Origin of the sequence: Treponema primitia (assembly GCF_046533075.1) — a bacterium.
Taxonomy (GTDB): Bacteria; Spirochaetota; Spirochaetia; order Treponematales; family Breznakiellaceae; genus Termitinema; species Termitinema primitia_B.
The window spans coordinates 59,806-69,209 of sequence record NZ_JAJQRB010000064.1 but is presented as its reverse complement, the minus strand read 5'-3'; the positions used below and the strand labels follow the sequence as shown (position 1 = coordinate 69,209).

Sequence of the window (9,404 nt, the reverse complement as noted above, 5' to 3'; positions counted from 1 at the left end):
AAAAAGGATATGGGCGGGGAAAAAGGTTCAAAATCATCGCTAGTACATTCCCGAGACTCCTCCCAGCGCTTCAATTAGCTGAGGCTTGAGCCGTATGCGGGAACGGGTAGCTTGAGCAGGTTTGGGATAGCGACATTTTTTAACAACATCCCCCTGCTTGTTTTATGTTTTATTTTGCATAGAATTTATTGTTATAATTCTTTATATTACAATGAAATAATTTTATAGCGACAAATTTTCCCATTTATAAATCACTTTAAATTTAGCCATTTATGGTGGTATCAATAATGGAATACCGGGTCCAGCGTCCTAATCCAGTGGATTGAACTTCATCGGATACCCGCATATGGTCAATGAGAGTTTTAACTTTTCTTAGTGTTATTTCTTTACCAATACGCTCATGTATATCATTTATGGAGCTATTGGGGTAGGTTGATAAATCTTTATAAATCAACTCCTGTAGGCGGTGGTTCTCAATTCCCTTGAGGGTCGTTTTACCGCGGAATTTGGTTTTCTGAAGAATTTTGGGGTTAACAAAATATTCAGTTCCCTTTGTTTTACCATGGGTTTTAATCAGGTTGTATTCCGGTAGTCTTCCCAACCAGTTTCTGATGGAGCCCTGAACAGTTAACCCCAATAATTTTGCCAACTCCAAGGCAGATAAGGAATTATACTGAGCAATAAGACTTAAGCAAATGATTTCCTTTTGATTCAGCGGATATTCCGTATTGATTCTGTTGAGGAACAAAATAATTTCTGCTCTAATAATTTTTTTTCGGACTATGACTTTAACGCTATCCTCACCTTCCTTGGTTTCGGGTGGCTGTTTCCCATTGCTGAGCAGGGTTTCATAGATTTTATCATACCCGGAACCTTCCCGTTCCATGAGTTTCAGATCATAGAATACTTTTGCCAGTTTATCATTTCTCCTAACCGTAGTATGAAGGATATTGGCAGGAGTTACACCGATAGGAAGCCGTCCCGGATTGTTAATTTCCAAGTGGTCAGGGTATAGATTGATAAAAATATCCCCCCGTGTCGTATAGGGGCGGTGAACAAAAATTGAATAACCGGAGCATAGGATAATTTTGCCCGGTCATTCCGTCTGCCTATCCACAAGATACCTAAATTAGTAAGGTAGTCGCCATCGGCCATTAAATAATAATCCAATAATTCATCAAAATTTTTATTTTTGATAAAGGGGGATACCCTGTCTGATTTTTTTATATCAATGATAAAATTTTCCAGCTTTTCCCAATCATAATTATCTCTCCGAACATTTTTTATCAGTTTGGTTTCCCATATAAAAGACGGTTTATCGTTAAGCAGACGCATCAACTCATCTGGAGGTAAAGGTACACAAGAATCGAATAGGCGATAATAGTATTTTCCGGCTTGGTTCAGTCAACATAATCTGCTCAGATAGGGCGCTTAGTCCCAAAAGCATGGTATCAGAAGAATGAAATTTTTCAAAGTATAGCCGCTTATATACTGGGGAAGACATGGCGGGAAGGGCCTTTTCCCATAACCTCCGGCCAGTATCGACAAATTATAATCCGATAAAACTATAGACAGAGAAAAAAATTCGCATTAATATGACCCAATAAGGATACCAGCCTATGAAATCTTGTCCCTGCGGTTCCGGCCGCCCTTACGCAGAATGCTGCGAACCCTACATCACCGGAGTACAACAGCCACCCACTGCGGAAGCGTTGATGCGGAGCCGCTACACGGCCTATGCGGAACACGCTATTGATTACATTGTAGATACCTGCGTTCAGGAGGGTAAGGAGAAAATCGATGTAAAGGAAACCCGGGCCTGGAGCGAAGGTTCCCGGTGGCTCGGGCTAAAGGTACTTTCGGTTACCAAGGGCGGAAGCGCCGATACCACAGGAACCGTGGAGTTTGAAGCCTCCTATGAACGGGACGGCCTGCGGGATATACACCACGAACAAGCCAAGTTTAAGAAAATTGACAGCCAGTGGTTCTACGATGAGGGGGATATAGTCCCCAAGACCATAGTCCGGGCTGCCCCAAAGGTAGGGCGCAACGAACCCTGCCCCTGCGGGAGCGGGAAGAAGTACAAACACTGCTGCGGTAAATAAAAGCTACTTAAGCAGTTCCTTCGCCTTAGCGGCCAGCGACCCGGAGTCTAACCCGAACCGCTTGGTCAGATAATCCTGGGAGCCTACTTCCCCAAACTCGTCCCGGATGCCGATCCGGGCGAACTTGCCCCGGAAACCTTCTTCCGCAAGGATCTCCGCCACAGCGCTGCCAAGGCCGTTGTTAATCTGGTGGTTTTCGGCGCTGATTACCGCCTTTACCTTACCGGCTTCCGACAGTATCGCTTCCCGGTCTATGGGCTTAAGGGTAAGCACGTCCAGAACCCCGGCGTCGATCCCTTCGGCAGCCAGGCTTTCCCGGGCTTTAAGAGATTCGTTCACCATGAGGCTCCCCAGGGCTACGAAAAGGATATCCTTCCCCGGTTTAATAAGCTTGGCTTTCCCAAACTGAAACTTGTCATTTTCCGTATACAGTACCGGAACCAGTTTGCGGGGGAACCGGAAGTACACACAGCCGTAGGTTTCCACCGCTTCCCTGACAAAGGCGGCGCCGCTCCAGGCGTCGGAGGGTTCCACAATGGTTAAGCCCGGTATGGCCCGCATCAGGGCAAGATCCTCAAAGGGCATATGGGTACCGCCGTTAGCAGCCGCGGTAACCCCGGGATCGGTACCAACCAGCTTGACGTTCAGCTTGGCGTAATTGGCGGAAATGAAAAACTGATCGTAGACCCGCCGGGAAGCGAAGCAGCCGAAGGTGGCGGCGAAGGGAATCTTCCCCACCGAGGAAAGCCCCGCGGCAATCCCCACCATATTGGCTTCAGCAATGCCCACGTTATAAAACCGGTCCGGGTAGGCCTTTTTAAAAACTCCGGTATTGGTACAGCCCATAAGGTCCGCTTCCAAAACCACAATATTACTATTTTTTGCAGCCAATTCAGTCAACGTATCAACATAGGCGGCGCGAATTTCTTTTGTTTCCATAAATTATTTACTCCTTTGCATCCAGGGCGGCAATGGCTTCTTTAGCCTTAGCAAGGTCAAAGGTCATGCTGTGATTCTTCTCGATTCCTTCAGCGAAGTTACAACCCTTTCCTTTAATAGTATTCATGATGATCATCGAAGGTTTATCCTTCTGGGCTATGGATTTTTCAATCGCCTCGTCCAGGGCTCCTAAATCGTGACCGTCTACTTCCTGGGTAAACCAGCCGAAGGAAGCCCATTTTGCCTTGAGATCCCCCAGGTCCAGGATATCCTTCGTATAACCATCAAGCTGCTGCTTGTTGTAATCCGTAAAGGCGGTGATATTTGAAATATGCTGGGCTGCGCCGAAAAGAGCGCCCTCCCAGATCTGCCCTTCATCGGACTCCCCATCCCCGATTATCGTATAGACCCGGGCGGGGCTCTTGTCGATCCGGAGCCCAAGGGCTATGCCCAGGGCGGCGGAAAAACCCTGGCCCAGGGAACCGGCGGTCATATCAATGCCGGGGGTCTGGTTCCGGTCACAGTGGCTGGGAAGCCTGGTGCCCCCCTGGTTAAGGGTCTTAAGCCAATCCTTGGGGAAAAAGCCCTTCAGAGCCAGGGTAGCGTACACCACCGGTCCCGCGTGTCCCTTGGAAACCACCAGTTGATCCCGGTCCTTCAGCCGGGGCTGGGCAGGATCAACCTTCATGCGGTGAAAATACAGAAGGGCAAGCACATCCGCGATGGACATGGCGCCCCCGATATGACCTGATCCAAAGGTACCGATTTCTTCAATGGTAAGCTTGCGGATCTCCTTGGCCTGGGCTTTTACATAAGCCAATTTTTCTTTATCCATTATCCAACTCCTCCTGTTATTATACATCATGTATGGAACTTTATCAGCTCTCCCGATTCAAAAGCCGCCTTACAGGTATAGGCAATTTCCGAAACCTTGGTTCCATCATAGACCGTTACCGCCGGCTTGCGTTTTTCAATAATACAATTAACAAATTCCTGCACTTCATTAACATAGGCGGTGGCAAAGCGCTCGAGAAAATTCTCGCTGCACTCCTTCCTAACCCCGTGATTATCAAGGACTTCCACCAAATTTTTCTGGGGCACAGAAGCGATCCGGAGGATTCCCTTGGTTCCAATTATCTCGGTTTCCACGTTATAACCATGGGGGGCGGTACGGCCGGCGAAGAGGAATACCATGCAATTGTTCTTGAATTTCATCAGACAGGATACATTGTCTCCGTCTTTGTAAGCGGCAAATTCCGGATGGGCATAACAAGCGCCGATTGCATACACCGTCTCCGGTTCTGAACCGGTAAACCACCTTGCCAGGTCGATATCATGGACCGACATGTCGAGGAACTCGCCGCCCGAATGGGATGCAAAGGCGATAGAACCCTGGATAAACTTTTCCGGGTCCTGGCTGTAGGAACGGAACAGTACAGGCTTACCGATTTCTCCGGCCACAACCTTGTCATGGGCGTATTTATAGGACTCGTCGAAGCGGCGCATAAAACCTAGCATAAACACCAAATCAGAATGGGCTTCTACCGCCTTCTCCGCTTCCTTGCATTCCGCCACGGTAACCCCAAGGGGTTTCTCCGAGAATACATGTTTCCCGGCCTTCATGGCCGCCGCTATTTGCCCGGTATGCAGAGCAGAAGGAGAAACTACCACAATGGCGTCTACATCTTTACAGGCGGCAAGATCGTCAAAAGAAGTAAATTGGTGTTTGACCCCAAGCCGTTTAGCGGTCTCCTCCACTTTTGGTTTATCCACATCGCAGATAGCGATAAGTTCAGCGTTCTGAATCCTTCCCGCAATATTTTCCGCGTGCTGCAAGCCCAGCCGTCCAAGTCCAACAGATCCGATACGGACCTTATTCATAGGAAACTCCTTCATGCTTATTATGGCCGAATACTAGTCAGGATTCATACATATATGCAAACGTTACCATAACTGTAGACTTGTTTTTCCGGCATGTCAAGTTTTTTTTGCCCCATTAAACCTTCCACCGTGCAAAAATACCTTTAGCTTTTATAAGAAAATCCTTGGGTATAACAATCTTCTCATCATCCTGGACCTTATACTGGGGGAAAATCGGCACCGGGTTACAGCCCCCGGAGGATACCTCCACACGGCTCAAGGGGAAACGGTTGCCGCAGTTCTGACAGACCAGTGCAGTCCCGGACTGTTTGTAAAATCCCCGGCCCGATGCGTAGCAAACCTGACAGGTATTGAATACGGTCCGGTAGCTTCCGTCAGGAGCTTTTACCGCCAGAACCTCCATTTGGACCCCTTCGATAATCACGGGGTAAAACTGGGCGGTTCCGGAGAGATCCTTCAGCTGGATAACCAGATCCTGATCCACCACGGGACTGCGGGCTTGACCGGAATTGTCAGCCCCCCAGAGAGCGCCGCCCGCCGCCTGTGACATTATCATCACCATTGCCAATATCCATAACCTGTTCTTCATCATCACCATACCTCCATGGAATAACTATTTTTCAGAATCCTTAGATTTTTTCCGGTTCATTAAAACTGAGACTATCACAATTACTATTGCCGGCAATATACAATGCCAGTGCGTCAACAGGATATCCATCCCTTCCCCCTTTTATTCATCATCAGGAAATTCTGCGTCAAACAATTTCCAAAAATCAGCCTCGTCTTCTTCGCTCCAATCCGCCATGGCGGCAATATCTTCATCATCAAGGTAATCCTCTTCCAAAATCACTGTTTCCCGGGGGAGTTCCGCTCCGCTCTCAATTACGGTAATATTACTGCGGATCATCCCCATCCAGCAGCTATACCGGAAGACGCCGGTTTTTTCCGGGGTAAATTCAACCGTGTTGGTTCCCGCAGTAAATTTGTGTTCAATGCCGTACTCGCGGATTATCATCCGGTTGTTACAGCCGTTAATGCTCCCCGGCGGCGCCTCGATGGTCCACCTTACCGGGATGCCCGCCATCACCACGATGGGCTGGTACTGTCCCGGCAGAAGGGTAGTGTTTACCAGCTGTACCCCATCCTCTACGACTATTCCCGAAGCGGCGGATGCCGGGCCGGCAGATACAGCCGTATTATCGAAGGGATCGGAAAACCCGGAAAGGCTCCAGCCGTTCGTAAACATAATCAACCCCAAAACCGCCACAAGAACTGCGCCCGCGCTCATCACGGTGCGGGTAAACTTTTTGCTCAACAGGGAACTCAGGGCGCCCAGGCCGAACATCAGGGGTACGGTACCCAGGCTGAAGAGCAGCATGGACAGGCCGCCCGTAACAGGATTCCCGGTGGAGAGGGCGTAGAGCTGCATGGCCTGGAGGGGGCCGCAGGGCATAAGGCCGTTTAATAGGCCCACATAGAGGGGACTATTACTATGGCCCTTTTTCTCCTCAATACGGCGGGCAAGGAAACCGGGCATCCTTGGGGTAAGACGCCGCAGCCAGGGGAATATACCCAGCATATTTATTCCCATGATCACCATGAAGACCCCGGCGGCAATCTGTACCGCCCCCTTCATGGCCCCGGAAAAACTGATCACCGAACCCAGGGCGCCCACGATGATCCCCACTACGGTATAGGAGATTACCCGGCCCAGGTTGTACAAAAGACTCGGCCGCATGGCGGTAGTACCGCTGCCCCCCCGGTTCCCATTGGGTACACATTGGGAAAGGTTTATCCCCCCGCACATGGCGATACAGTGGACCGAGGTGATAAGCCCTATAACAAAAAGCATCCCGTAACCCATCCCCGCCTCTGCCAAGGGGAAGGCATTAAACAGGGTGATAAGCCCCAGATTGCGGACCAGCAGGAAAAGGGCGGCGATAATAACCAGGGAGCTTATGGTACGGTTAAAGGAATTTCCCGCAGCATGGCCGGTATAAACGTGATAATCAAGTTTTTCAATGATCGAAGTTATTTCCTGGATGGTAATGGTTTCCGTTTGGTAAGAAACCACCGCAGTACCGGTATTGTAGTCCACATCGGCTTTTACGATCCCCTGGGTACCGCGCAGAGTTTTTTCAATTTTGTTCCGGCAGTTCACACAGGTCATGCCGTCAATACGCAAATTTTTGGTTTTTACACCGGTTTCCATAATATGGATGTTACACCAAGAATATGTTGAAATTGTGAAGAAAAAAGAATTTTACGGGTTTTATTTTCCCAGCAACCCCGCCAAAGAAGGAATGGCAATAAAGTTGCCTACCATACCCCCCACCGAGGAAAGGAAAAACACCAGCAGCGCCTTGGTAATCCGGTTCCGGTAGATCCCCTTCAGGCTGGAAACATCGTCGGAGATGGCCTCGGCGTCGGTGACCCGGGGTTTCCGCATGGTAGCTTCGGTGATGCCCGAAAACAGGCCAACCCCGATAAAGGGATTGATGGTGGCAATCGGGGCGCCCACAAAGGACACCAGAATAGACAGGGGATGCCCCAGGGCGATGAGGGTACCCAAAGCGGCCAGGGAGCCGTTCCAAAGCACCCAGTGGAGCAGCATGGATAGACTTACACCGGCGCCGGCACGGAAAAAGCCCAGGACGATGATTGCTACGATAATAGCCGGAATGATCCACCCCGCAATCTTGGAGAACAGGGAAGGCGGGGGTATTTTGTCCAGCTCCGAAACATCGGCGTTTTCTTTTCCGGCGGCGATTTGTTCCAGGTGGGTCTTAATCCCCATAAGATGCCCCGCCCCAACCACGGCGACCTGCTTTGACGTACCGCCGGCCCAAATCTTCGCTGCCAGATACTGGTCACGCTCGTCGATGAGGGTTTCCTTTACCGTAGGCAGGTAGTCCGCCAGCTCCGACATCATACCGTCCAGCTCGCTGCGTTTTTTCAGGTTTTCAATTTCAGTCTCGCTTAGTTTTTCTGTGGTAAATGCGCTGGAAACAAGGGATGCCAGGAGCTTGCTCTTGCTCCAAAACCCGCAGCGGGCCCAGGCGCGGCTGAGGGTGGTCTGTATCTGCCGGTCGCAAAAGGTATAGGGAATCCCCAGTTCCGTAGCGGTATCAATAGCGATCTTCATCTCCTCCCCGGGCTTAACCCCCAGTTCCGCCCCCATACGGCGCTGAAAACTGGAAAGGACCAGGTTAGCCATGAGGAGGAAACCCTTGCCCTCCCGAAAAACCTTGGCCACATCCAACTTTTCCCAGCTATCCTTCTGGGTCATGGAGTCATGGCGTCCGGCATCCAGCTCCACACAGACCTGGTCCGGCTTTTCTTCCCGAATTACCCCGGCAACTTCCTCAATACTTTCCCTGGAAACATGTGCAGTACCGATAAGAATAATTTCTCTACCCGGCAGATTAACCGTAACATGGGTATCCTTCATAATTATAGCATCTCCTAATTTAGTGCTCTTTAATAGCGTTGAGAAATCGAAAAAACAAATCATCATCACTTATTTCTGTGGCGGGAAAGAGCAGCCCCCCTGCCATATAGTCATGCCCGCCCCCTTCGCCTATGTCTTTCAGCGCAGTGCGGATTACCCGGGCAGCGGAAACTTCCGGAAGCTGACTCCGTACCGAAACCGGCCGGATCTCCCCCTTGTTCTCCACCAGAATGGTGATGGAAATTTCCCGGAGCCGCAGGAAAAAATCCGCCAGAACCGAAATAGCCTCCTGGGTGATCTCTTCGGTAATCACGGTAAAGAAGATACCGTCCTGTATCCGGGCATTGGCAATGGCCAACTGGAGGGAATTCAGATCCGTTTTTGAAAGCGCTGTTTTAACCACCCGGGATCCGTACTCCCAATCGGCGATGAAAAAAATCCGGTGCAGGGCATCCAGATCCGCCTGATGTACCCGGCGGGAAAGGAAGTCCGTATCCATCTGTATGCCCATGAGTAACGCTGTGGCAGCAACCTTATCGGGGCTCAGCGCCAGCTCATGCCAGTAACTTTCGATAATGGACGAACAGGCGCCGTAGTCCGTCCGGATATCCACAAAGGGACAGTCCGGAGTTTCGGAACCCCCATGGTGATCTATCACCCCAAAAAGATTATCCGTTATCTGCCGGGCATTGGTATTCGTGGGATTTCCGTCCACCATAATGCAGGGGGCGTGGCGCCATTCTTTGTTTGCCTTATCCGCAACCTGGGTAATGGGAATCGCCAGCTCTGAAACCATGGACCAGAGGGAATAGCTGCGGATAATGCCCCGGTACAGGAGCTTAGGGGCAAAACCAAAACGCTCCAGAAGTTGGCTCAGGGCAAAGGCCGAAGCCATGGCGTCATGGTCCGGAAAATCATGGGTTTGGATTACCACCCGCCTTTGGGATACATTGGGATCTTCGATAAACCGATCCGAAAGGAGACAGGATTCTTCCAGAAGTTCGAGCAGCCGGGAAAAATGCTCCATA

10 protein-coding genes are annotated in these 9,404 nt (G+C 50.2%); 1 reads left to right on the top strand and 9 read right to left on the bottom strand.

Features of this window, described 5'->3' with window-relative positions; translation table 11 throughout:
- Positions 1 to 262 precede the first annotated feature (262 nt).
- Both LQZ19_RS13515 and LQZ19_RS13510 read right to left on the bottom strand, forming a co-directional pair.
- The gene (locus LQZ19_RS13515) at positions 263 to 1,000 is read right to left on the bottom strand and encodes an ATP-binding protein (protein ID WP_411048203.1); all 738 of its coding nucleotides are present in this window, start codon (positions 998 to 1,000) and stop codon (positions 263 to 265) included.
- Positions 961 to 1,335 carry a hypothetical protein gene (locus LQZ19_RS13510; protein ID WP_411048202.1) on the bottom strand — a complete coding sequence of 125 codons (375 nt, stop codon included), beginning with the start codon at positions 1,333 to 1,335 and terminating at the stop codon, positions 961 to 963. The genes LQZ19_RS13515 and LQZ19_RS13510 overlap by 40 nt, the downstream gene beginning before the upstream one ends.
- Positions 1,336 to 1,619: 284 nt before the next feature.
- On the opposite strand from LQZ19_RS13510, the gene LQZ19_RS13505 reads away from it, so the two are divergent.
- A complete protein-coding gene (locus LQZ19_RS13505; protein WP_411048201.1) occupies positions 1,620 to 2,105 on the top strand; it encodes a YchJ family protein in 486 nt (161 codons plus the stop codon).
- 3 nt (positions 2,106 to 2,108) lie between these two features.
- On the opposite strand, the gene LQZ19_RS13500 is transcribed toward LQZ19_RS13505, so the two are convergent.
- The 7 genes from LQZ19_RS13500 to LQZ19_RS13470 all read right to left on the bottom strand — a co-directional run bounded on the left by LQZ19_RS13500 (position 2,109) and on the right by LQZ19_RS13470 (position 9,403).
- The gene (locus tag LQZ19_RS13500; RefSeq protein ID WP_411048200.1) at positions 2,109 to 3,044 is read right to left on the bottom strand and encodes a transketolase family protein; all 936 of its coding nucleotides are present in this window, start codon (positions 3,042 to 3,044) and stop codon (positions 2,109 to 2,111) included.
- A gap of 7 nt (positions 3,045 to 3,051) precedes the next feature.
- Positions 3,052 to 3,879: a transketolase gene (locus tag LQZ19_RS13495; RefSeq protein WP_411048199.1), complete on the bottom strand. Its 828-nt coding sequence runs from the start codon at positions 3,877 to 3,879 to the stop codon at positions 3,052 to 3,054.
- Positions 3,880 to 3,905: 26 nt separating this feature from the next.
- Entirely contained in the window at positions 3,906 to 4,925 is a 1,020-nt protein-coding gene (gene iolG / locus LQZ19_RS13490; protein WP_411048198.1) for an inositol 2-dehydrogenase, read from the bottom strand.
- A 115-nt stretch (positions 4,926 to 5,040) separates the two neighbouring features.
- Positions 5,041 to 5,517 carry a DUF2318 domain-containing protein gene (locus tag LQZ19_RS13485; RefSeq protein WP_411048197.1) on the bottom strand — a complete coding sequence of 159 codons (477 nt, stop codon included), beginning with the start codon at positions 5,515 to 5,517 and terminating at the stop codon, positions 5,041 to 5,043.
- 138 nt (positions 5,518 to 5,655) lie between these two features.
- Positions 5,656 to 7,137, bottom strand: coding sequence for an urease accessory protein UreH domain-containing protein (locus LQZ19_RS13480; RefSeq protein ID WP_411048196.1), 1,482 nt, complete (start codon positions 7,135 to 7,137; stop codon positions 5,656 to 5,658).
- Between the two features lie 60 nt (positions 7,138 to 7,197).
- Entirely contained in the window at positions 7,198 to 8,376 is a 1,179-nt protein-coding gene (locus LQZ19_RS13475) for a TraB/GumN family protein (protein ID WP_411048195.1), read from the bottom strand.
- A gap of 19 nt (positions 8,377 to 8,395) precedes the next feature.
- Positions 8,396 to 9,403 (bottom strand): DHH family phosphoesterase, encoded by a 1,008-nt coding sequence (locus tag LQZ19_RS13470; RefSeq protein WP_411048194.1) that lies wholly within the window; start codon positions 9,401 to 9,403, stop codon positions 8,396 to 8,398.
- Between the last annotated feature and the right edge of the window lies 1 nt (position 9,404).